Origin of the sequence: Sinomonas mesophila (assembly GCF_001999765.1) — a bacterium.
GTDB lineage: Bacteria > Actinomycetota > Actinomycetes > Actinomycetales > Micrococcaceae > Sinomonas > Sinomonas mesophila.
In genome coordinates, this window is record NZ_KV908326.1 from 1 (window position 1) to 22,734 (window position 22,734).

Genomic DNA, 22,734 nt, shown 5'->3' on the forward strand with positions numbered 1-22,734 from the left:
GGCCGGTGGGTGCGCCGGTGGGGGTGCCGAAGGCCACGAAGTAGATGCCCAGGACGAGGAAGGACAGGAGCGCGGCGACCTTGATGAGGGCGAACCAGAACTCCATCTCGCCGAAGACCTTGACCGAGACCAGGTTCAGGGCCAGGACCAGGACCAGGGCGATCAGGGCCCAGGCCCACTGCGGGACGGCGCCGATCCAGGGCACGTAGCGGCCGAAGAAGTTCATGTACAGGGCCGCGGCGGTGATGTCCACGATGGTGGTCATCGCCCAGTTGATCCAGTAGAACCAGCCGGAGACGTAGGCGGCCTTCTCGCCGAAGAACTCCCGGGCGTAGGAGACGAAGGAGCCCGAGGAGGGCCGGTGCAGGACGAGCTCGCCCAGGGCGCGCAGGATGAGGAAGACGAACGCGCCGCAGATCGCGTAGGAGAGCACGAGCGAGGGCCCGGCCGCGGCGAGCCGGCCGCCGGCGCCGAGGAACAGGCCCGTGCCGATCGCACCGCCGATCGCGATCATCTGGATCTGCCGGGCCTTGAGGCCCTTGTGGTAGCCCGCGTCCTCGGCATGGAGCACGTGGTCCGCCGCGTGCGCGTGGCCATGATCCTCGAGGTGGTCAGGGACCGAACCGACAGCAAGCTCAGTGGGTTCAGTGGGCATGGGTGATCCTTTCGAGGGGGCGAGCAGGAACCAGGAATCAGAACGAGCAGGAGTCAGAAGATGGACCAGCCGGTCCTGTCGGTGAGCTCGGCGAGGGCCGAGGTCCCCGCGAGGGAGTTGCCGTGGGCGTCGAGGCGCGGGCTCCAGACGCAGATGGCGCACACGCCCGGCACGATGGCCAGGATGCCGCCGCCCACCCCGCTCTTGCTGGGCAGCCCGACGCGGTAGGCGAACTCCCCGGCGGCGTCGTACATCCCGCACGTGAGCATGACCGCGCCGATCCGCTTCGCGACGGACGGGGAGACGACCCGCCCGGCCGGCCCCACGCCGTCGTTCGCGAGGAACAGCCCCGCCCGGGCGACATCGGCGCACGACATCTCGACCGAGCACTGGCGGACGTAGTGGCGGACGACGGCGTCTGCCGGGTTCCGGAGATTGCCCAGGTCCGCGAGGAAGTGGGCGAGGGCGAAGTTGCGCTCGCTGCGGGCCAGCTCGGAGGCGAACGCCTCCTCGTTGACCGAGCAGCGCCCGGAGGGCGACGCCAGCAGCCGGAGCACCTCTCCGCTCGCGTCGCCGAACGCCTCGATGAGGTGGTCTGTCACGACGAGCGCGCCGGCGTTGATGAACGGGTTCCGCGGGATGCCTCCCTCGGCCTCGAGCTGCACGAGCGAGTTGAAGGCCGTGCCCGAGGGCTCCCGGAGGACCCGCTGCCAGAGGCCGCCCCCGCCGTCGTGCCCGAGGGCCAGGGCGAGCGAGAACACCTTCGAGATGCTCTGGATCGAGAAGGGGAGGGCGGCATCGCCCGCCGAGAACACCTCGCCCGAGACGGTGGCGACGGCGATGCCGAAGCGACTGAAGTCGACGCCGGCCAGGTGCGGGATGGAGGCAGGGACCGAGCCGAGCGGGCGGGCGGGCCGGTGGACGCGCACGAGGTCCTCGAGGAGGCCGCCGAGCTCGAGCGCCCCGGGCCCGCGTCCGCCGCCGGCAGGGAGCGCGGTGGCGAGGCCCATCACGAGGCCGCCCCCGCGCCGTCGAGCGCCCCGCGGGACCACAGGCCCAGGTGGAGCTGCGCGATCGTGGCGTGCGAGGGGTTGCCGAAGTCGAGGCCGGTGAGGCGCTCGGCCTTGGCCACCCGGTAGTACACGGTGTTGCGGTGCACCCGCATGGCCTGCCCGCACGCGGTGACGTCCATCGACGCCGCGAAGTAGCCGGCCAGCGTCTCGGCGAGCTCCCGGTCCGTGGTCAGCAGCTCCGTGAGCGCCCGGTGCCTGAACGCGGAGGAGGCGAAGCGCGTGACGGCCTCGTGCAGGAGGACGTCCGTCTCGACGTCCCCGATGGCCGCGACCTGCAGGCCGTTGCCCCGCAGGAGGGAGTCCAGGACGGCGTCCGCCTCGTCATGCGAGGCGCGCAATGCCGTGAGGCTCGGGACGATGCGGCCGACGGCGACGAACGCCGTGACGCCGAGGTGACGGCTCGCGTCGGCGACGATCAGGCTCCCGAGCGAGCGCAGCGCGGCGATGTCCGTGCGGGCCGCCAAGGCGGGCAGGACCACGGCGGTGCGCCCGCGGAGCTGCCCGACGATGGCGGAGCCCTTGAAGGCGGCGGCGTGCAGCGCGACGAGGTCGGCGAGCTGGCCGCGCACGAGTTCGGCGTCCTCAGCCATGGCGTCCGCAGGGGAGACGCTGACGAGGAGGAGGCACGACGGCGCGTCGGCCGCCACGCCGAGGGTCTTGGCGAACGCCTCGGCCTCCGCCGGCCCGGAGAGGAGCCGGCCGATGCGGTCCTCGTGCATGGTGACGGACTGCTGGTTCCGGTACCGGATCAGCTCGGATGCGGCGCGCCGTGCGGCGCCGGTGAGGGCGTACGTGACGTTGTCGCCGAACCCCTCGCCAGTCTCCTGGAGCCAGATGTAGCCCATGATGCGTTCGCCGGCGAAGATGGCGATCGCGGCGCGCTCTCGCAGCCCCCGCTCCGGCCGGGCCGGCACGCGGACCACCCCACGCGTGCGGTGCATTTCGCGGTAGGCGCCGAGGTCCTTGAGCATGAGCTCGTATTCGCGCGGCCCGCGCCGGGTCAGGATCGAGGCCATGCGGAGCTCGTCGATGTTGTTCGAGACGGTCGAGTACGCGAGCACCCGGTTCGCGGCGTCCTCGATCACGACATGGCTCGACGTGATCCTCGCGGTCGTCTGGGCCAGGGCGAACAGGTCCTCCTCGAGGAGGGCCATGGCCGCGGCCTGGGGCTCGGCGTCGTTCACCCGGGACGTCGCGGTCGCGACGATGCGGTCCCACGGCACCTCCGGGGCGACGAGCAGGAGCCCGACGCCGGCGGCCCGGCAGAGCTCCTCGGCCTCGGGGGTCCGGTCCCCCTTGACGGCCACGGCCGCCGCTCCGGCCTGGACCAGCCGCCCGATGGCCGGGACGGCGGCCCGCCCCCGCGCGCCGACGAGGCACACGAGCGCAGAGCGCACGTCCGGGTGCGCCCCCGAGGCGAGCGCCTCAGAATTGTCGGCAAAGTCTGCCGCCTCGAGCACGAGGACGCGGGTGACGGCGGGATCCGCGCCTGCCGCGTCCAGCCTGTGGTGTGCCCATCCCGGCGGGAGGTCCGCGAGGATGCTGTTGATGGTGGAGCCCACTGCCTCTTCCTTGAACCGTCTCGGCTCTGTCGGAGCCGCTGTGACCCACCATGTTAGGCGGCTCACAGTGCCGGCCCCGTGGGTGCGGGCACAGGAAAATGCTCCCCTTCTTGGACGTGGGAACAAAGCGGGCCCCAGCGCGCGGCGGGGCGCACGACGGCGGGTGCGCGCCCGCCGTCGTGCGCCCTCCTGGCGCCGGGGCTACTTCACCGGCGACTCGGCGAGGATCGCGTCGATCTGGCCGATGGCCTCCTTCAGGCCCTCCTCCATGCCCATCTCCACCATCCGCTGGAGCTGCTCGAGGCTGCGGAACGAGGCGACCATGGTCATGCGGGTCGTGCCGCCGTCCTCGTCGAGGGTCACGACGGTCGTCGACGTGTCCTCGGGGTCCTGGGGGGAGCCGTCCTCGTTGGCGAAGCCGTCGATGAACTCGAGCCGGTCCGGCGCCTCGACGCTCGTGACCTCCCACCAGCCATGGGGCTGCTCGCCGTCGGGGCCCGTCATGTAGTAGTGCGAGCGGTGCCCGGGGGAGAGCTCGTGCGTGACGAAGGTGGCCGGATACGAGGGCGGGCCCCACCAGCGCTCGAGCTGGCGCGCGTCTTCCCAGACCTGCCACACGCGCTTGGCGTCCGCGGCGAACTCCGCGACGAGGGTGAGGGTCAGGTTCTCGGTGTCCTTGCTGCTGCTGACGAAGGTCATTGCTGGGTGTCCTTCCGGGTGTCATTGCCTGGCGTGTCTGGACGTGGTGCCTCGGTGCCTGGTTCGGAGAGCAGGTCTCCGAGGCGATCGATGCGGTCCCGCCACAGCGCCTCGTAGGCGTCGAGCAGGCGGGCCGCCCTGCGGAGGGCGGCGGGGTTGGAGTGCACGATCTGTTCCCTCCCTCGCCGTTCCTTGGTGACGAGCAGTGCTCGCTCAAGCACCGCGACGTGCTTCTGGACCGCCGCGAAGCTCATGGAGTAGTTCCGCGCCAGCTCGGAGACCGACTGCTCCCGCAGCATCGACTGCCGCAGGATGTCCCGCCGGGTCGCGTCGGCGAGGGCCTGGAAGATGCGGTCGATGTCCGCCTCCTCCAGCCGGTCTCGTGAGCTGGGCTTATATACAACCATTTGGTTGTAGGTTAGCGCGCACGACGGCGGGTGGCAAGGCCTGCTTTCGTGTCGCCGGGCTCGGCGCGGGCCGGCGGCCGCCCGCCCCGGGCAGCCAGGGCAGCTAACCGTTCACACCGCCCAGCCCAACGGGTAGGGTGCCGAAGGTGGACGAGAACTTCGAGGTGATCGTGGTCGGTGGAGGGTTCGCGGGCGTCGCCGTGGCGCGTGAGCTCGGGCGCAAGGGCGTCCGGGTCCTCCTGATCGACAAGAATTCCTACCACCAGTTCCAGCCCCTGCTCTACCAGACGGCCACGGTGCAGCTCGGCGTCTCCGAGGTGGCGCGGCCGCTGCGGGACATCTTCCGCGGCCACCAGCACGTGCGCGTACTGGTCTCCGAGGTCACCTCGGTGGACACCGAGGCCAGGCAGATCACGACGGCGGACGGGCGCGCCTACCAGGCGCGGATCGTCGTGATCGCCTCGGGCGCCGAGGCCAACTTCTTCGGCATCCCCGGCGCGCAGGAGCACGGCTTCCCGCTCTACTCGGTCGAGGACGCCGTGGACCTCGGGTCCTCGCTGGTCGCCGCGCTCGAGCGGGCGGACAAGGACGATGACGGCGGCGAGCTGCACGTCGTCGTCATCGGCGCGGGACCGACCGGCGTCGAGACCGCGGGGGCCGTCGCCGAGACCATCCGCTACGTCCTCCCGCAGTACTTCTCGCCCGAGCTAGCGGCCCGCTCCCACGTGCACCTCGTGGACATGCTCCCGGACGTGCTCAACGCCTTCGCTGCCAGGTCCAAGGCCTACGCGCGGCGCAACCTCGAGCGGATGGGAGTCAAGGTCAAGCTCGGGGTCGGCGTCTCCGAGGTCACCCCCGAGAAGGTCGTCCTCGTGGACGGCACCGAGATCCCTGGGGACATCGTCGTGTGGGCCGGCGGGCTCAAGGCCGGTCCCATCATCGCCGCCTCGGGCCTGGCGCAGGGCCGTGGCGGTCGCGTCGATGTCAACCCGGACCTCACCGCGCCCGGCGCCGAGGGCATCTACGTGCTCGGCGACGCGGCGAACATCACGGACACGCGCGGCACCCTCCTGCCCCAGCTCGGATCCGTGGCCCTGCAGTCAGGCAAGTGGGCGGCGAAGAACATCCTCGCCGACCTCGCCGGGCAGCCGCGCGAGCCGTTCAAGTACGTCGACAAGGGCTACATGGCCATGGTCGGGCGCGGCTCCGCCGTTGCCGAGATCGGCCGCAAGCGCATCCTCATGACCGGCCCGCTCGCGTTCCTCGCGTGGCTCGCCGTGCACGTTGTGCTGCTCTCGGGCAGCCTGCAGAAGATCCGGGCCCTCGTGAGCTGGCCGAGCGACTTCCTCACGCACCGCCGCTCGTACGTCCTGCTCCCGAGGGAGAGCCGGGACTGACGCTCACGCTGATCGGCCGGAACTACGAGTCGACGCGGGCTCTGGCCGCATTCCGTATGCCCTGCCTACACTGACAGGACCAACACGCGGAATTCGGCTGGGGTCTCTCGCGCGACCGTTTCGTTCCGAGGGAGCGACGATGCTTCGCCATCACACCCCGTCCCGCGCCACCCAAGGCCTCAGGCGACGTCTCGCCGCCGCAGGGCTCGCGGCACTTGCCGCCGTCCTTGTTCCAGGACCCTCCGCCTCAGCGGCGCCGTCGTGGTCCAGCTCCAGCTTCGTGGTGCCGCTGACGTCCGCCGAGGGCATTGCCGCCGGAGCGGGCTACACCTTCTATCAGGGCGAGCTCTTCACCGGAGACATCTACCGCGGCAACATACGGTCCGGCACCCTCTCGCGCTTCATCGACGCGCCGGACGGCAGGATTGCCGTCGGGATGAAGGCCGACATCGCCCACAACTTGCTGTTCGTCGCAGGTGGGCCCACAGGCCAGGCCTACGTGTACAACACGAAGACAGGGGATGACGTTGCCACCGTCCACTTGGCCACGGGCTTCATCAATGACGTGGCCCTCACCACCGAGGGGGCATGGTTCACGAATTCCAGCGAGGCCGCGTTGTACTTCCTCCCGGTCGGCCCCAGCGGGCAGCTCGGTGAGGTTGAGCGGTTGGAGCTCTCTGGTCCGGGCGCCGATACGAGCTTGCCCTTCAACCTCAACGGCATTGCTGCCAGCCCGGACGGCAAGACTCTGATCGTCGCCCATACCGGGCTGGGATCCCTCTTCACCGTCGATCCAGAAACGGGCGCTAGCGCCCCCATCGCGATCGATGGAGTAACCGAGGGGGCCCTCGCCAGTCCAGACGGCATCCTCCTCCGAGGACACACTGTGTGGGTCGTGCAGAATACCGCGAATGGTAGCGTCGCGAGGATGGCGGTGAACTCCGACTTCTCTGCAGCAACCACTGAGGCGGTCAATGCGAGCACTGCCTTCCAGTCGCCGGCGACGGCGGCTCTGTTCGGCAACACCCTCGCGGTCGTGAATGCGCAGTTCTTCTCGGGCGCCGGAACACCCTTCGAGGTTGTCCGAGTGCCTGCCCGCTGATCCGAGGGAAGGCCGTCAGCGATCGAGCAGGTGGTTCGGGACCCGGCCGCCCGGGGCCCTGCCCCGGATCTCGAGCAGCTCCCGCGCGTGCTCCCAGAGCCGCCGGTCCTCGGCGGAGGCCGGCTCCCAGTGGCGGACGGGGACGGCCGCGCCGGTCTCGTCGCGGGCGACCATGATGGTGAGGCAGTACGTCGTGAGGTTGAGCTCGTGGCCCTTCGGCGAGCCCGAGCGGACGTGCACCGCGATGTGCATGCCCTTGTTCCCGGTGTAGACGAGCCGGGCCTCGACCTCGACGACGTCGCCGATGAGCAGGGGCCGGTAGAACCGCACGCCGCCCGAGAACACCGCCACGGTGTCGCGGCCGCTGTAGCGCGAGGCGCAGACGTAGGCAGCCTCGTCGATCCACCTCATGACCGTGCCGCCGTGGACCTTGCCACCCCAGTTCACGTCCGTCGGCGCGGCGAGGAAGCGCAGGACGACGCGCTCCGCGGTGCCGGCGTCCGAGTACTCCTGGCCCTTCATCGACTCGACGATCTCGTCGCGAACCCTGATCCGCGCGACGGCCTGGGCCTCGGCCTCGCGCTCCTCGTCGGTCTGCGGGACCCAGCGCGGCACCTCGACGGGCTTGCCGTCCGCGCCCACGGCCACGAAGATCACGAGGCACTGGCTGCGCATCGTCGGCGTGCCGCCCTTCGGGTCGCCTGAGGAGACGACCGTGCGGATGTGCATCGACGTGCGCCCGGTGTAGACGATCGTCGCGGTGACCTCGACCATGTCGCCGACGTTGACCGGGTCCGCGAAGTGGATGTTGCCCACATACGCCGTCACGCAATACGTCTTCGCCCAGCCCACGGCGGCGGCGTAGGCGGCCTTGTCCACCCATTCGAGGACCGTCCCGGCGTCGACCGAGCCCGCGCGGCCGAGGTCCGTCGGGGCCGCAAGGAAGCGGAGGGTGACCTCGTTGCTCAGGGGCGCGTCGGCGTCGTGTGTCGTCATGGGAGCCAGTGTTCCGCAGCGGGGATGCGCGCGCGAGGGTTTGTCGGCGACGTCACGCCCCGGCGCCCGTCGGAGTCAGTCCCGGTCGGGGTCCCCGAAGCCGGTATGCGCGTGGCCCGTGGAGTCCGGGATGCCGCCCGCGCCGGAGGTGCCGAGACCGAACGCGTGGCCGCGCCGCCGCTTCTTCTTCCCGTCGGCCGGGGGATCGACCTCGTGCCGCGGCTCGCCCGGCGGGGCATCCGCGTAACGCTTCGGATCGCGCAGCACCGTGAAGTCCTGATTGTGCCCGTAGTGCTCCTCCTGCGTGTAGCCCTTGTCCAGCGGGGCCTGGTCGTCGAGGGCTGGGAGCCCCGGGGGAGGTATCGCGCGGTCGCCGTCCTGCATACCTGCACGCTAGACGCCCGACGGCGGCACGCGCCAGAGCCTTCGGCTGGCCCCTCGCGTGTGACCTCCCCGGACCCTATCCTCAACTCGGGAGCGTTCCATCTGGGGGACACTGATTGGGGTTGCTCGATGTCCGATTTCTTCACCATGCATCCTGGGGAGACCGCGGCCCCCGTGCCGCCCGGGCCCGCCCTCTGCGCCGGGACCGCGGCCATGCGCCGCGTCCACCGCGTGTTCCTGTGGGCCTACGACGAGGCGCCCGGCCTCGTGCGGTCCGCCCAGCCGGGCGACACCGAGCGCGCCTCCTACGTGGGAGAGGTGCTGGGGACCTTCGACAGGCTGCTCCACGTGCACCACGAGAGCGAAGACGCGCTCATGTACCCCAAGCTCTCCCAGCGCGCGCCCGCCTGTGCCCTGCATGCCGAGCAGATGATCGAGCAGCACCGCCAGGTCGCCGAGCGGCTCGTCGCGATCGAGCCGCTGCGGCTGCAGTGGATGACGGCCGCGGACTCCCTTGCCGGCGAGGACCTTGCCCAGCGCTACGCGGACCTGTCCGCCCTGCTCAAAGTGCACCTGCGCCGGGAGGTCACCGAGGTGATGCCGGCGGTCGAGAAGGTGATGACGGAGGAGGAACTGGCCTCCATGGCCAAGCACAGCCAGGACGAGTTCAGCGTGAAGGTCATGCTCGCCTACCTCGGGCTGGTCCTGGCGACGAACCCGCCGGGAGAGCGCGAGGAGCTCTTCAAGGACATCCCGGCCCCGATCCGCCTCGCCTACCGTCTGCTGGGCCGCCGGCTCTACCGGAAGCAGTATTCGACGCTGTTCCCCGGGCGCGAGGTCCCCGCGACCCTGTAGTGGCGGCCCTGCCGCGGAGCCTAGGCGATCCGGTCGAACAGCACGGCGAGCTCCGCCGTGAGGGCGCGGACCAGCTCCGGATCCGCGCCGATGGCCTTGCCGTCGAGGCGGTTCACCGGAGTCAGGAGCCGCACCGAGGAGATGAGCCACACGGCGTCGGCGTCGAAGAGGTCCTCGGGCTCGAGCGGGCCGTAGCCGAGCTCCCACCCGGCCTCCTTCGCCGCCGCGAACAGCGCCCCCTGCGACGTGCCCGGCAGGATGCCCGAGTCGAGCTGGGGGGTGACGAGCCGCTTCGCGGTTACCCTGCCGGCGTCGTCCGTCTCAGCGTGGGCGACGAGGACGGTCGAGGTGGGCCCCTCGAGGACCTTCCCGTCCGAGGAGGTGAAGATGACGTCGTCGGCGCCCTGCCCGTGCGCGTAGCGCAGGGCCGCCATGTTCACGGCGTAGGAGAGCGTCTTGGCACCGAGCAGGAGCCACGGGGCACGCTCGCCGATGGCCGAGTCGTAGCCGCGCTCGAGGAGGATGACGTCGATGCCATGCTCGCGCTGCCGCTTCGCGTTGGGGTGGGGGGCGGAGGCGGAGACCCAGCACGTCGGCGCGTGGGCGCCCTCGACGCCGCGGGTCGCGACGAGCCGGACGACGACCTCCTGGAGGGGCCCGACCTCGCGCTGGTACTCGTCCAGGGCCGTGACGACCGCGCGCTCCCAGGCCTCGTGCTCCGGGACGTCCAGCTCGAGCAGCCGCGCGCTCGAGGCGAGCCGGCGCAGGTGGGCCGGCAGCTTGCGCACGTGGCCGTCCATGACGAGGAGCGTCTCGAACACCCCGTCGCCGCGCGTCGCTCCGAGGTCCGTGACGAACAGCTGGGGCTTCGAGGCGTCCTCCACCCGGCCGTCGGGGTGCGCGGGGTCGAGGAAGACGAGCACGGTGGAAGTCATGGGGACAGCTTAGGCCGAGCCCGTCCGGGACCCGGACGACCGTAGGCTGAGCACATGCTGTTCCAGCTCCCGCTCGTGGGGTTCCTGCCGGACTGGGTCACGTTCCTCCTTGCCGTCGTCGACCTCGTCATCCGCCTCGCCGTACTCGGCATCATCCCGGGCAACCGGCGCCCCACGACGGCGATGGCCTGGCTCCTGGCCATCTTCTTCATCCCGACCGTCGGGCTGGTCCTGTTCCTCCTGTTCGGCAACTTCCGCCTGTCCCGCCGGCGCCGCGAGCAGCAGCAGGAGGTCAGTGCCCGGGTGCGGGCCGCGCTCGCGGGCTCGCACGACGTCGACATCGACCTCCCAGGGCCGGAGTGGCTGCACTCGGCGGCCCAGCTCAACCGCGGCCTCGGCTCGCTGCCGATCGTCGGCGGCAACGCCGTCCGGCTCATCCCGGGCTACGAGGACGCCATCGCGGAGATGACGGAGGCCGTGCGCGGCGCCGAGCGGTTCGTCAACGCCGAGTTCTACATCATGAGCTCGGACGAGATCACGAACGGGCTGCTCACGGCCCTCGAGGAGGCCGCCGAACGCGGGGTCGAGGTCCGCGTGCTGTTCGACCACATCGGCACGCTGCGGATCCGCGGCTACCGGGACCTCATCCGCCGGCTCAGGGCCTCGAAGATCCACTGGCGGCGCATGCTCCCGCTCCTGCCGGTGCACGGCCAGTGGCGCCGCGTGGACCTGCGCAACCACCGCAAGATCCTCGTCGTCGACGGGGAGGTGGCGTTCACGGGCTCGCTCAACCTCGTCGAGCGCTCCTACCGCAACCCCCGGCACCGGCGCCTCGGCCGGAAGTGGGTCGAGCTCATGGCCCGGCTCGAGGGCCCGGCCGTGACGACGCTCAACGTCGTCTTCGCGACCGACTGGCTCTCCGAGACTGACGACCTGCTCGAGGAGCAGCTGGTTCCCGCCGAGCACGTGGGGGAGTCCGCCGCGCAGGTCGTGCCGAGCGGGCCTGCGTTCGCGAACGAGAACAACCTGCGCCTGTTCAACACCCTCATCTACTCGGCCCAGCACCGGCTCTCGATCTGCAGCCCGTACTTCGTCCCCGACGACTCGCTCCTCTACGCCGTCACCACCGCAGCCCAGCGGGGGGTCGACGTCGAGCTCTTCGTCTCCGAGCAGGGCGACCAGTTCCTCGTCCACCACGCGCAGCAGTCGTACTACGAGGCGCTCCTGGCGGCGGGCGTGAAGATCTACCGCTACCCCAAGCCGTTCGTCCTGCACGCGAAGCACTTCACGGTCGACGACGAGGTGGCCGTCCTGGGCTCATCCAACATGGACATGCGCTCGTTCTCGCTCAACCTCGAGGTCTCGCTCATGCTCCCGGGCTCGGCGATCGTGGGGCAGATGCGCCGCGTCGAGGACATGTACCGCGAGATCAGCAATCCCCTCGACCTCGACTCGTGGCGCCGCCGGCCGCTCCTGAGCCGGTACGTGGACAACGTCGCCCGCCTCACGGCCACCCTCCAGTAGCGCCGAGGTGGGGGCCTGTGCCGCCGAGGTGGGGGCCTGTGCCGCCGAGGTGGGGTCGTGTGCCGCCGAAATGGGGGCCTGTGCCGCCGAGGCGGGTCCCGCGCACGACGGCGCGTGGCGGCTCAGCCGGGGAACTCGGCTCCCAGCGTGCTCAGCACCGCGAAGGCCTTCGTGCGGATCTCCTCGTACTCGTCGGCGGGGTCCGAGTCGGCCACGACGGCGCCGCCGACGCCGAGCGCGAGGCGGGCCCCGCCGTCGTCCGCCTGCTCGACGACCAGGGTGCGGATGACGACCGACGTGTCCGCGGCGCCCGTGCGCGAGAAGTAGCCGATGGCGCCCGAGTAGACCCCGCGGGGGCCGCGCTCGAGGCGGTCGAGGATGTTCATGGTGCTGACCTTGGGCGCACCGGTCATGGACCCGGGCGGGAAGGCCGCCGCGATGGCTTCTGCGCGGGACGCCCCGGGGCGGAGCTGGGCGTCGACCGTGCTGACGAGCTGGTGCACCGTTGTGTAGCTCTCGACGGCGAACAGCCGCGACACGGCAACCGAGCCCGGCACGGCGAAGTGGCTCAGGTCGTTGCGCAGCAGGTCCACGATCATGAGGTTCTCGGCGCGGTCCTTGGGGTTCGCCGCAAGCTCGGCGCGCACTTCGGCGTCGCGCCGGCGGCCGGCCTCGGTGGCGAGCTCGGCCGCGGGGGAGCGGCGGCGCGTGCCCTTGATCGGCTCGGCCCGCAGCGCGCCGTCCGCCGAGATGGAGAGGAACCGCTCGGGAGACGTGCTCGCGACGGCCAGCGGCCCGAACCGCGCGAACGCCGCGAAGGGCGCGGGGCTGCGCCGGCGCAGCGCGCGGTACGCGGCCCACGCGTCCGCGGCCGGGGCGCCGGCGGGGACACGGGCCTCGAGAGTCGTCGTGAGGCAGACCTCGTAGGTGTTGCCCTCCGCGATCTCGGCCTGCGCGGTGCGGACTGCGGCGAGGTAGTCCTCGGAGGCATGGCGGGCGGTGAAGGCGGGGGCGGCGTGGGTTGGCGGCTTCGACTCTGCTTCGCTGCGCTCAGCCACCGGGGCGGCGCTGCGCCCAACCACCGGGGCGACGCTCTGCTCGACCGCCCGGGCCGCCTGCTCGAGCCACTCGGCGGCGTCGGGGGCCTCGAGGGCGAGGAGCCACACCTCCCCGGCCTCGTGGTCGATCACGACGCCGCGCCCGGCGCCGACGAGCTGGGCGTCGGGCACCCCGGCGGGGACGTCGCTGCCCCCGCACTCGCGCTTGAGCTCGTACCCGAGGTAGCCGATCCACCCGAGCGCGAAGCCGCACGCGAGCCCCTCCGGCCCCGGCTGCGGGCGGCCCCAGTCCGCCCCGAGCCAGCGGAAGAACGGCTCGGCGAACGTGGCCACCACGCCTCCCCCGCTCACCTCGGTGGTCCCGCCTCGGTGCACGATGGCGCGCCCCAGGGCGCCGCCGTCGTCCGCCATGACGCTGAAGCGGCTCCGCGGGCCCGCCGCCGGTGTGCCCGCGTCCGAGGCGTCGAGCCACACGGCCCGCGCCGAGCCCCCGTACAGGGACGCGAAGAGCGTGGGCGCGTCGGGCCGCGCGGGGAGGCGGCGGGACATCAGCGGGACGGCGTCGCGCAGGGCGCGCTCTGGCGCGAGCATCTCGCGGAGCGCCGGCAGGCATGCGAGCGCGTCCACGGTCCGGCGGGTGCGGGACGCGGGATCCCCGTCGGGAACGGTCACCGCCGCGGCGGCGGGCACGTCGTCGTCCGAGAGCCACGCCACCTCCTGGGCGGCCCAGCGGTCCCAGTGCGGAGCAAAGGTATCCCCGTCGCGGGCGAGCGCGCGCTGCTTTCGCTCGGCCTCGGGCACCTCGACCCACACGACGGCGTCGACGAGGCCGCGTGCGCCGTGTGATCCAGCGCCGACGCCCTCGACGATCACGATGTCCGCCGGCTCGGTCCCGCGCTCGTGGCCCTCGCGGCCCGCGGCCCAATCCCAGGCGCGCCACCGCGCCGTCTCGCCGCGCCGCAGCGGGGCCAGGACGCGGTCCGCGTAGGTGGCGATGCCGGCGGCGAGGCCGTCCCAGCCGGGGTAGAGGTCCTCGAGGTGGAACAGCGCGACGCTGCGGTGCTCGCGCAGCGCCGTCGCGAGCTCGACGGCGAGGGTCGTCTTCCCCGCCCCCGAGCGGCCGTCGACGGCGATGATCACCGGCGGGCGCGCGGCAGCGCGGGGTGCGGCGGGCATGGGTCTCGGCTCAGGCGCCCGTGAGCAGCCGGGCGCGCGCGTCGAGCTCGCGGCGGACGTGCTCGACGATGCCGGGGAGCGCCGCCGCGATGAGCTGCCACGTGATCTCGAAGTCCGACTGGTCGCCGAACCACGGATCCTCGATGCCCTTCTCGAGCGGGTCGAGGTGGTCGACGGCGGGGTCGAACTCGCGCAGCATCCGCACCTTGTCCTCGGACCCGGCCGGCGCGTGCTCGCGCAGGTGGCCGTAGTGGTCGACGTCGAGCGCGAGGATGAGGTCCCGCCCCGTGTACCAGTCGGGGTCGAACTGGCGCGCCGTGTGGCGCGTGTTGGTGCCGTGCAGGCCGTGCGCGTCGAGCACGCGTGCAGCGCGCGGGTCGATCGGCCGCCCGACCTCATAGCTTGTGGTGCCCGCGGAGTCGACCGCGGCCCTGCCCTCGAGCCCAGCCGCGCGCAGCGCCTCGACGAGCATGAACTCGGCCATGGGCGAGCGGCAGATGTTCCCGGTGCAGACCGTGATGATCCGGTAGGGGCTCGCCATCGAGTTCATGGGCTCAAGCATAGGGGCGCTGCCGCCTGCGGCCAGCATCGGAGGGATTTGATGACCCGACTCCCGCTCAGACGAGCGCGAGGAGGACGCCCACGCCGACGAACAGGACCCCGAAGACCCGGTTGACCACGCGCTGCCCCCGCTCGCTGCGGGTGAAGCGCTGGAAGCCCTTGGCCGCGAGGGCGAAGAAGAACCACATGACGAGGATGTCCACGGCCACGATCGTGGCGCCGATGACCGCGTACTGGCTCCACAGGGGCTGGTCGGGGCGCACGAAGCCGGGGATGAAGGCGAGGAAGAACACGATGGCCTTGGGGTTCAGGAGGTTCACCCACAGGCCCCGTCGGACCATGGACCAGGCCGGCTCGTTCGCGACCGCCGTGACAGCCTCGGCCGAGAGGTCGGGCCGGCGCAGGAACTGCCGGATGCCCAGGTACGCGAGGTACGCCGCGCCGAGGTACCGGATCACGTTGAACGCGAGGGGGGAGCTGGCCACGAGGACGCCCAGGCCCGCCGCCACGATCGCGAGGTGGACGATCAGGGCCGCCTGCTGCCCGAGGACCCCGTAGACGGCGCGCCGGAAGCCCGCACTGAGCGCGTTGCTCATGGTGTTGATGGCGCCCGCGCCGGGCGTGAAGCTGATGAGCATGCTGGCGCCCAGGAGGGTCGCCCAGAGGGAGAACGGCACCATGCAAGGGTAGGGGGCTCGGCGTCCGCGCCGCGCCGTGCCGATCTACGCGCGGCCGATCACCTCGCCGTTGGGGATGAGGAACCACCCGTCAGGGCTCGAGCCCCACCGGTGCCAGCCGGCGGCGATCCGGTTCAGGTCCGTCTGGTCAGCGATGCCGTAGTCGATCGCCTGCTCCGCGAATGCCGAGTGGAGCACGCGCTCGCTCCAGACCCGAGCCTGCCAGGCCCGCTGCTGGGGCGTCGCGTAGAGCCAGTTGCTGCTCGAGGGCGAGACGTCGGTGAACCCGGCCTCCTGCATCCAGGACACGAGCCGCCGCCCGGCGTCCGGCTCGGCGCCGTTCTTCCTCGCGATGCGCTGGTAGACGTCCATCCACTCGTCCAGCTCGGGGATGTCGGGATACCAGCTCATGGCGTGGAAGTCCGCGTCGCGGACCGCGACGATGCCGCCCGGCCGCGCGACGCGGCGCATCTCCCGCAGCGCGGCGACCGGATCCGTGAGGTGCTGCAGGACCTGGTGGGCGTGCACGACGTCGAACCTCTCGTCCTCCAGCTCGAGGTCGTAGACATTGCCGACGGCGAAGCTCGCGTTCATGACATCGCGCTCCTCCGCAAGGGCCCGGGCCTGGGCGACGATGTCCTCCGAGCGGTCGAGCCCCAGGACCTCGCCCGGGGACACGAGCCGGGCGAAGTCGCACGTGATGCTCCCGGGCCCGCACCCGACGTCGAGCACGCGCAGCCCAGGGGTGAGATGGGGGACGAGGAAGGCCGCCGAATTCTGCGCCGTCCGAGACGCATGGGCCCGCACGACGCTCTCGTGATGGCCGTGCGTGTAGACGTCGTTCGGAGTGCTGGAATTGCTCTCGGCGCCGTTCATGGCATCACGTTACAGGAGCATGTGAGGTTCGCTACGAAAGGGCCGTTCTGTCAAATTGGCGTCCTTGGCCCGCGTAAGCTAAGGGCGGATCATATACGAAACCCTGGGCAACGGTGCCCGTGACTGAGAGGAGCGCCGATGTCCCTGATCGACAACCCGAGCCGCCGTGCCCGCACTCACCGACGGGGCCGGATGCACCTCGGCGAGGACATCCTCCTCGCCCGCCACGGCAGCCGCATCCAGAGCCTGCGCCTCGACCGCCGCGCGGACCGCATGGTCGCGACCCTCACCGACGGCACGATCGACTGCGCCTCGAACCGGCTCCTGCCCAGCGGCCCGACCCCCGTCGAGGTCCTCCGCGCGAAGGTCGACGCCATCCGCACGGACACCGCCTCGGTGAGCCGCGCAGAGCTGCACCTTCTCCTGCGCTTCAGCGCCATCTGGCTCGCGATCAGCGTCGTCCTGACCGCCCTCATCGTGGGGTTCTCGTCGGCGGCCGGCAGCCCGGACCTGCTCCAGGCGAGCCTCACGTACCCCGCCTACTGACGACGGCCCGGCCCTCTCTGCAGATGGTCAGGAGGCAGCGGCAGTTGCGTAGGCGTTCTGGACGGCATCGCCCCAGTACGGGCCGTACATGACCTTGAACCTGCTGTAGCCGTAGGAGTTGACCGAGTTCTGGTACCCGGGGGAACCCCCGCCCTGGATGAACCACGGCCCGCCCGAGGAGCCGCCGTTCATGTCGCACGGGATGCCCTGCGTGTTGAACTGCGGGTTGTAGGGGTCGTTGCCCGCCTGGCCCGTGCAGGAGATGAGCGACTGGCCGTTGAAGGGCTTGGCCGCGGGGTAGCCGTACGCCTTGTACGTCAGGCCTCGATCCATGTTGAACGCCACACCCGTGCTGCCCACCGTGTCGGTGAGCTTCACCGTCGGGTCGATGTTCCCCGTCGAGTCGATGAGGGCGACGACGGCGAAGCCCGTGTCGTAGGCGATGTTGCCGTGGTCCTTCCACTCGTTCGTCGTGTGCAGGCTCGTCGCCGCCCACCTGCCGTACGGCTCGACGCCGTTGAGGTACTTGGGGACGAAGACGAAGTTGGTCACGAACGCGCCCGGCCCCTCGTTGAGGCAGTGGCCGGCGGTCGAGACCGTGCTGCGGTTGGCGGAGGCGACGGCGTTGCCCGAGCACACGTAGTTCTGTCCGCCGAGCGTGAAGAACACCTTGCCGATGTAGGAGACGGGGTCTTCGTTCGTGTGCAGTGAGGTCTTGCCCTGCACCTTGGTGGGTGCGCCCTTGGCTGTGGGTGAGCCCTGTGCCACGGACGGCAGCGTGCCTCCACGGGCGACGGCCCTCTGGGCCAGGACATCCCCGGGGACCGCCGAGCGCATGCGCTCCGCGGTCCAGTACTCGGCGGCCGCGGCGGCGTTCTCGACGCGGTGGCTCGCGGCCTGCGGACTGCCGTTCCCGCCCGCGTTGCCGCTGGGCGCGGCGCTCGCGGCGCCCGCGGCGCCCGCGCCCAAGGCCAGGAGGATGGCGGAGGCGAGGGAGACGAGGCTCGTGGTGATCTTGGTGGCCATCGGGTCCCTTCCAGGGTCGCCGGGGCCGGTCGCGGCCGCCCCCCAGAGGCGCGTCGCGACTCTTGGGGACATGGTATGGTGTCGCGGCCGGGGTGGGGAGGCCCTGTCAGGAACCCGGCCCGGCCCCCCGCGCCGTCGCTACGCTGTGACGGTGACCTCAGCCCCTCCCGCATCCGCCTGGAACCCCCGGCTCGCGCTGCTCGTCGCGGCCACGTTCTTCATGGAGTTCCTTGACGGCACGGCCCTCACCACGGCCCTGCCCGCGATCGGCGCGGACTTCGCGGTGGCCGCCGCCGACGCGAACGTGGCCATCACCGCCTACCTCGTGACCGTGGCGATGGGCATCCCGTTCGGCTCGTGGCTGGCCGATCGCTTCGGGCCACGGAGCGTGTTCACCGGCGCGATCGGCCTGTTCACGATCGCCTCGCTCCTGTGCGCGCTGAGCCCGAGCCTCGGCGCCCTCACGGCATTCCGGGCGCTGCAGGGTTTCGCCGGGGCGATGATGGTCCCGGTCGGGAGCCTCGTCGTCCTCCGTGGCACCCCGAAGGACGAGCTGCTCAAGGCCACCGCGTTCCTCGTCTGGCCTGGCCTGCTCGCCCCCGTCGTCGCGCCCCTCGTGGGCGGCGCGCTCACCCAGTACCTCTCGTGGCACTGGATCTTCCTCGTCAACCTCCCACTCGGCGCCGCGGCGGTCGTGGCCGCGCTCCGGCTCGTTCCGCAGGGCGGCGCGGATCCTGGGCGCCGGCTCGATTGGCCGGGGCTCGGGCTCACGACGGCGGGCGTCGCCGCCGTCGTCGTCGGCCTCGAGCTGCTGGGCCACGGCGGCGAGGCGGGGACCGGAGCGGCGGTGCTCGCCGTCGGCCTCCTCGCCCTGGCCGCCGCGGTGGCGTGGATGCGCCGCGTGCCCGCGCCGCTGTTCGACTTCGGCGTGCTGCGCGTGCGCACGTTCCGGGCAACCCAGACGGGCGGCTTCGTCTACCGGCTCACCATCTCCGCCGTGCCGTTCATGCTCCCGCTCATGCTCCAGGACGGCTTCGGCTGGGACCCGGTCCGCTCAGGCCTCATGGTCGCGGCGGTGTTCGTCGGCAACATCGGCATCAAGCCGGCCACGACTCCGCTCATCCGCCGGTTCGGCTTCAGGCCCGTCCTCGTCGGCGCGGCGGCTGCGTCGGCCGGGACCTTCGCGCTCTGCGCGCTCGCGGGCACGGACTGGCCGGACCCGCTGCTCTTCGCGATCCTCGTGGCCTCGGGCGTCTTCCGCTCGATCGGCTTCTCGGCCTACATGACTGTGCAGTACGCCGACGTGGACTCGCCCCAGCTCCCGAGCGCGAACGCGATCTCCAACACCCTCGTGCAGCTCGCCCACGCGCTGGGGGTCGCCGTCGGCGCCCTGTTCATCCGCGCCGCGGCGCAGCTCGTCGAGGCCGCCGGGCCGGCCGCAGCGGATTCTGCGGCGGCCCCCTACCGCGTGGCCTTCGCGGCCATCGCGGTGCTCATGCTGGCCTCGGTCGCGGACAGCCTGCTCCTTCCCCGGCACGCGGGGACGGAGGTCAGCGGACGGCGGTGAGCCTCGCGCTCTCGGCCCGCGCTCAAGGGGCGACGACGTGCCGCTGCCGCCCGAGGCCCTCGACCTCGACCTCGACCGTGTCGCCGGGGGAGAGATAGGGGAAGCGCCCCGAGAGGGCGACGCCTGCGGGGGTCCCCGTGAGGATCACGTCCCCGGCCTCGAGCAGCATGTACTGGCTGCAGTGGTGCACGAGTTCCGCCGGGGCGAAGATGAGGTCCGAGGTGCACGCGTCCTGGCGCGGCTCGCCGTTGACCCAGCTGCGCACGCGCAGGGACCCGGCGTCGAGCTCGTCCGCCGGGACGAGCCACGGCCCGAGCGGCGTCGACCCGGGCGCGGACTTGCCCTTGGTCCACTGCCCGGCGGCGCCAGGGAGCTGCCACTGGCGCTCGGAGAGGTCGTTGGCCGCCGTGTAGCCCGCGATGTGCGCTGCCGCGGCCCCCGGGGACGCCGTGCGGTGGGCGTCGAGCCCGATCACGATGGCGAGCTCTGCCTCCCAGTCGTACTTCGCGGACGACGGCGGGTAGGGCGCCGCGTCCTCGGGGCCCGCCACGGTGCTGGTCGGCTTGAGGAACACGACGGGGACCGCCGGCGGCTCGGCCCCCGACTCGGCGGCGTGCGAGGCGTAGTTGAGCCCGATCCCGACGACCGACCGCGGCCGGGCGATGGGCGCGCCCACGCGCAGGCCCGCCGGGTCGAGCGAGGGGAGTGCCCCGGCGGCGAGCGCCGCGCGGGCGCGGGCCACGCCGTCGTCCGCGAGGAACGCGCCGTCGACGTCCCGGGTGAGCGGGCGCAGGCTGTAGGCGCGCTCGACGCCGTCGGTCCCGGCCGCCAGCACTGCGGGCTGCTCGGCTCCGGGCTCACCGAGTCTGAGGAACTTCATCGGGCCTCCTGAGGTGAATCCACTATGCGGAATAAAAATCTCAATACACGAAACTATACCTGCCGGGGAGTGTCGGGGAGCTGCCGGGAGCAAGTTGAGCCCACTCCACTCAACTTCATTTGACACGCGAACCGCTCTGCGTAGACTTGAGTGCAGACCGCTCAACTTGCATGGTTGGGCGAGCACAGTCCGACCACCAGCAGGAGGAACCCATGTCCCGCGCAGTAGGCATCGACCTCGGAACCACCAACTCCGTCGTCTCCGTCCTCGAGGGCGGCGAGCCGACGGTCATCGCCAACGCCGAGGGCGGCCGCACGACGCCGTCCGTCGTCGCGTTCTCCAAGACGGGCGAGGTCCTCGTCGGCGAGATCGCCAAGCGCCAGGCGGTCAACAACATCGAGCGCACCGTCGCCTCGGTCAAGCGCCACATGGGCACCGACTGGTCGATCGGCATCGACGAGAAGAAGTACACGCCGCAGGAGATCTCCGCGCGCATCCTCATGAAGCTCAAGAACGACGCCGAGTCGTACCTGGGCGAGAAGGTCACCGACGCCGTCATCACCGTCCCGGCGTACTTCAACGACGCCGAGCGCCAGGCCACGAAGGAGGCCGGCGAGATCGCGGGCCTGAACGTCCTGCGCATCATCAACGAGCCCACGGCCGCCGCCCTCGCATACGGCCTCGACAAGGGCAAGGAGGACGAGCTCATCCTCGTCTTCGATCTCGGCGGCGGCACGTTCGACGTCTCGCTCCTCGAGGTCGGCAAGGACGACGACGGCTTCTCCACCATCCAGGTCCGCGCGACCGCTGGCGACAACCGCCTCGGCGGCGACGACTGGGACCAGCGCGTCGTCGAGTACCTGCTCACCCAGCTCAAGGTCAAGGGCATCGACCTCTCGAAGGACCGCATCGCCCTCCAGCGCCTCCGCGAGGCCGCCGAGCAGGCCAAGAAGGAGCTCTCGTCCTCGACGAGCACGAACATCTCCCTCCAGTACCTCTCCGTCACCCCCGACGGCCCGGTGCACCTCGACGAGGCGCTCTCCCGCGCCAAGCTGCAGGACCTGACCAAGGACCTCCTGGACCGGACCAAGAAGCCTTTCCACGACGTGATCCAGGAGGCGGGCATCAAGCTCTCCGACATCAACCACGTCGTGCTCGTCGGCGGTTCGACCCGCATGCCGGCCGTCTCCGATCTCGTCAAGGAGCTCACCGGCGGCAAGGAGCCGAACAAGGGCGTGAACCCGGACGAGGTCGTCGCCGTCGGCGCCGCGCTGCAGGCCGGCGTCCTCAAGGGCGAGCGCAAGGACGTCCTGCTCATCGACGTGACCCCGCTCTCCCTCGGCATCGAGACCAAGGGCGGCGTGATGACGAAGCTCATCGAGCGCAACACCGCCATCCCGACCAAGCGCTCGGAGACCTTCACGACGGCCGACGACAACCAGCCGTCCGTGTCCATCCAGGTCTTCCAGGGCGAGCGCGAGTTCACCCGCGACAACAAGCCGCTGGGCACCTTCGAGCTCACGGGCATCGCCCCGGCCCCGCGTGGCATCCCGCAGATCGAGGTCACGTTCGACATCGACGCCAACGGCATCGTCCACGTCTCCGCGAGGGACAAGGGCACCAACAAGGAGCAGTCGATGACCATCTCGGGCGGCACGGCGCTGTCCAAGGAGGACATCGAGCGCATGGTCGCCGACGCCGAGGCCCACGCCGCCGAGGACAAGGCCCGCCGCGAGGCCGCCGACACGCGCAACGCCGCCGAGCAGCTCGCCTACTCCGTGGACAAGCTCATCGCCGACAACGCGGACAAGCTCCCGGAGGAGGTCAAGACCGAGGTCAAGGCCGACGTCGATGCGCTCAAGAAGGCGCTCGAGGGCACGGACGACGACGCCGTGAAGGCAGCGTTCGAGAAGCTCCAGCAGTCCCAGACGAAGCTCGGCGAGGCCATCTACGCCCAGGCCCAGGCCGGCTCCGCCGCCTCCGATGGCGCCAAGGCCGGCACCGCCGACGCCGGCGACAAGGCCGGTGCCGACGAGGACATCGTCGACGCCGAGATCGTGGACGAGGACGAGAAGAAGTAGCCATGGCTCCCGATCACGGAAACGAGCACGAGCGCGAGCGCGAGCGCGAAACGACCGCCGGCGAACGCCCGGAGCCGGTCATCCGGGACCACCGCAAGGTCGACCCGGTGACCGGCAAGGCCCGGCATCCCGAGCAGGACGGCTCCTCGCAGCACCCCGAGGCGCACGAGGAGATCCGTCCCGTCGACGAGGCGCACGACACCGGCGACGCCCTGGCCCAGGCCGAGCAGATCCTGAGCGAGGCCGCGGCGGGGGCCGAGGCCGCGGCGCACGACGCCGTCGTCGCCGAGCTCCGCGAGGACCTGCTCCGGCTCCAGGCCGAGTACGTCAATTACCGCAAGCGCGTCGAGCGCGACCGTGCGGTGGCCGGCGAGGTCGCCGTCATGGGCGTGCTGACCTCGCTCCTGCCGGTCCTCGACGACATCGAAGCGGCACGGCAGGCGGGCGACCTCGCGGAGGGCCCGTTCGCCTCGATCGCCGGCAAGCTCGAGTCGGTCCTGACCGGTCACGGGCTCGAGAGGATTGACGCGGCGGGCGTGGAGTTCGACCCGAACATTCACGAGGCCCTCATCCAGCAGCCGGGCGAGGGCATCGAGGTGGACACGGTCCAGCAGGTGCTGCGCAGCGGCTACCGGACCTCGGGCCGCGTCCTGCGGGCGGCCCAGGTCATCGTGGCGACCCCCCAGGGCTAGCCCCA

The 22,734-nt window shown here is 71.4% G+C and carries 22 protein-coding genes; 8 read left to right on the forward strand and 14 right to left on the reverse strand.

The genetic code is table 11. The annotated features are described in order from the left end of the window. From BV907_RS06425 to BV907_RS06445, 5 genes are all read right to left on the reverse strand, one after another. A partial coding sequence (locus BV907_RS06425; RefSeq protein WP_139346644.1) for an amino acid permease occupies nucleotides 1-655 on the reverse strand: 655 nt, incomplete at its 3' end. Between the two features lie 53 nt (nucleotides 656-708). Next, nucleotides 709-1,665, reverse strand: coding sequence for a glutaminase (locus tag BV907_RS06430; RefSeq protein ID WP_077489092.1), 957 nt, complete (start codon nucleotides 1,663-1,665; stop codon nucleotides 709-711). After that, nucleotides 1,665-3,290, reverse strand: coding sequence for a PucR family transcriptional regulator (locus BV907_RS06435; RefSeq protein WP_077488912.1), 1,626 nt, complete (start codon nucleotides 3,288-3,290; stop codon nucleotides 1,665-1,667). The genes BV907_RS06430 and BV907_RS06435 overlap by 1 nt, the downstream gene beginning before the upstream one ends. A gap of 201 nt (nucleotides 3,291-3,491) precedes the next feature. After that, entirely contained in the window at nucleotides 3,492-3,989 is a 498-nt protein-coding gene (locus BV907_RS06440) for an SRPBCC family protein (RefSeq protein WP_077488913.1), read from the reverse strand. After that, on the reverse strand, nucleotides 3,986-4,396 hold the full coding sequence (locus tag BV907_RS06445) for an ArsR/SmtB family transcription factor (protein ID WP_077488914.1): 411 nt from the start codon (nucleotides 4,394-4,396) through the stop codon (nucleotides 3,986-3,988). The genes BV907_RS06440 and BV907_RS06445 overlap by 4 nt, the downstream gene beginning before the upstream one ends. 146 nt (nucleotides 4,397-4,542) lie before the next feature. Between BV907_RS06445 and BV907_RS06450 the strand changes: the two genes are divergently transcribed. Next, nucleotides 4,543-5,793, forward strand: a complete 1,251-nt coding sequence (locus tag BV907_RS06450) for an NAD(P)/FAD-dependent oxidoreductase (protein ID WP_077488915.1) — start codon at nucleotides 4,543-4,545, stop codon at nucleotides 5,791-5,793. Between the two features lie 283 nt (nucleotides 5,794-6,076). Further along, nucleotides 6,077-6,895: an SMP-30/gluconolactonase/LRE family protein gene (locus BV907_RS06455; RefSeq protein ID WP_245827826.1), complete on the forward strand. Its 819-nt coding sequence runs from the start codon at nucleotides 6,077-6,079 to the stop codon at nucleotides 6,893-6,895. A 15-nt stretch (nucleotides 6,896-6,910) separates the two neighbouring features. Here BV907_RS06455 and BV907_RS06460 read toward each other — a convergent pair whose 3' ends face one another. Both BV907_RS06460 and BV907_RS06465 read right to left on the reverse strand, forming a co-directional pair. Next, on the reverse strand, nucleotides 6,911-7,891 hold the full coding sequence (locus tag BV907_RS06460; RefSeq protein WP_077488917.1) for an acyl-CoA thioesterase: 981 nt from the start codon (nucleotides 7,889-7,891) through the stop codon (nucleotides 6,911-6,913). A gap of 75 nt (nucleotides 7,892-7,966) precedes the next feature. Continuing rightward, entirely contained in the window at nucleotides 7,967-8,275 is a 309-nt protein-coding gene (locus BV907_RS06465) for a hypothetical protein (protein WP_077488918.1), read from the reverse strand. A 129-nt stretch (nucleotides 8,276-8,404) separates the two neighbouring features. Here BV907_RS06465 and BV907_RS06470 point away from each other — a divergent pair, with 129 nt between their 5' ends. Next, the gene (locus BV907_RS06470; protein ID WP_077488919.1) at nucleotides 8,405-9,130 is read left to right on the forward strand and encodes a hemerythrin domain-containing protein; all 726 of its coding nucleotides are present in this window, start codon (nucleotides 8,405-8,407) and stop codon (nucleotides 9,128-9,130) included. Nucleotides 9,131-9,150: 20 nt separating this feature from the next. On the opposite strand, the gene BV907_RS06475 is transcribed toward BV907_RS06470, so the two are convergent. Beyond that, complete coding sequence (locus BV907_RS06475) at nucleotides 9,151-10,065, reverse strand: aminodeoxychorismate lyase (RefSeq protein WP_077488920.1); 915 nt, start codon at nucleotides 10,063-10,065, stop codon at nucleotides 9,151-9,153. A 54-nt stretch (nucleotides 10,066-10,119) separates the two neighbouring features. Here BV907_RS06475 and cls point away from each other — a divergent pair, with 54 nt between their 5' ends. Continuing rightward, nucleotides 10,120-11,589 (forward strand): cardiolipin synthase, encoded by a 1,470-nt coding sequence (gene cls, locus BV907_RS06480; RefSeq protein WP_077488921.1) that lies wholly within the window; start codon nucleotides 10,120-10,122, stop codon nucleotides 11,587-11,589. A gap of 122 nt (nucleotides 11,590-11,711) precedes the next feature. Here cls and BV907_RS06485 read toward each other — a convergent pair whose 3' ends face one another. The 4 genes from BV907_RS06485 to BV907_RS06500 form a co-directional block, all read right to left on the reverse strand. Continuing rightward, on the reverse strand, nucleotides 11,712-13,823 hold the full coding sequence (locus BV907_RS06485) for a chorismate-binding protein (protein WP_077488922.1): 2,112 nt from the start codon (nucleotides 13,821-13,823) through the stop codon (nucleotides 11,712-11,714). Between the two features lie 10 nt (nucleotides 13,824-13,833). Then, the gene (locus BV907_RS06490) at nucleotides 13,834-14,373 is read right to left on the reverse strand and encodes a low molecular weight protein-tyrosine-phosphatase (RefSeq protein ID WP_077488923.1); all 540 of its coding nucleotides are present in this window, start codon (nucleotides 14,371-14,373) and stop codon (nucleotides 13,834-13,836) included. Nucleotides 14,374-14,440: 67 nt separating this feature from the next. Continuing rightward, entirely contained in the window at nucleotides 14,441-15,061 is a 621-nt protein-coding gene (locus tag BV907_RS06495; protein WP_077489093.1) for a LysE family transporter, read from the reverse strand. A 45-nt stretch (nucleotides 15,062-15,106) separates the two neighbouring features. Continuing rightward, nucleotides 15,107-15,937, reverse strand: coding sequence for a methyltransferase domain-containing protein (locus tag BV907_RS06500; RefSeq protein WP_077488924.1), 831 nt, complete (start codon nucleotides 15,935-15,937; stop codon nucleotides 15,107-15,109). 138 nt (nucleotides 15,938-16,075) lie between these two features. Between BV907_RS06500 and BV907_RS06505 the strand changes: the two genes are divergently transcribed. Then, nucleotides 16,076-16,483, forward strand: coding sequence for a hypothetical protein (locus BV907_RS06505; RefSeq protein WP_077488925.1), 408 nt, complete (start codon nucleotides 16,076-16,078; stop codon nucleotides 16,481-16,483). A 27-nt stretch (nucleotides 16,484-16,510) separates the two neighbouring features. Here BV907_RS06505 and BV907_RS06510 read toward each other — a convergent pair whose 3' ends face one another. Beyond that, nucleotides 16,511-17,509 (reverse strand): trypsin-like serine peptidase, encoded by a 999-nt coding sequence (locus BV907_RS06510; protein ID WP_077488926.1) that lies wholly within the window; start codon nucleotides 17,507-17,509, stop codon nucleotides 16,511-16,513. Nucleotides 17,510-17,660: 151 nt separating this feature from the next. On the opposite strand from BV907_RS06510, the gene BV907_RS06515 reads away from it, so the two are divergent. Then, nucleotides 17,661-19,076, forward strand: coding sequence for an MFS transporter (locus BV907_RS06515; RefSeq protein WP_245827827.1), 1,416 nt, complete (start codon nucleotides 17,661-17,663; stop codon nucleotides 19,074-19,076). A 22-nt stretch (nucleotides 19,077-19,098) separates the two neighbouring features. On the opposite strand, the gene BV907_RS06520 is transcribed toward BV907_RS06515, so the two are convergent. Further along, entirely contained in the window at nucleotides 19,099-19,956 is an 858-nt protein-coding gene (locus BV907_RS06520) for a fumarylacetoacetate hydrolase family protein (protein WP_077488928.1), read from the reverse strand. A gap of 212 nt (nucleotides 19,957-20,168) precedes the next feature. On the opposite strand from BV907_RS06520, the gene dnaK reads away from it, so the two are divergent. Both dnaK and BV907_RS06530 read left to right on the forward strand, forming a co-directional pair. Beyond that, nucleotides 20,169-22,037 carry a molecular chaperone DnaK gene (gene dnaK, locus BV907_RS06525; RefSeq protein ID WP_077488929.1) on the forward strand — a complete coding sequence of 623 codons (1,869 nt, stop codon included), beginning with the start codon at nucleotides 20,169-20,171 and terminating at the stop codon, nucleotides 22,035-22,037. Between the two features lie 2 nt (nucleotides 22,038-22,039). After that, nucleotides 22,040-22,729, forward strand: a complete 690-nt coding sequence (locus BV907_RS06530; protein ID WP_077488930.1) for a nucleotide exchange factor GrpE — start codon at nucleotides 22,040-22,042, stop codon at nucleotides 22,727-22,729. Nucleotides 22,730-22,734 lie beyond the last annotated feature (5 nt).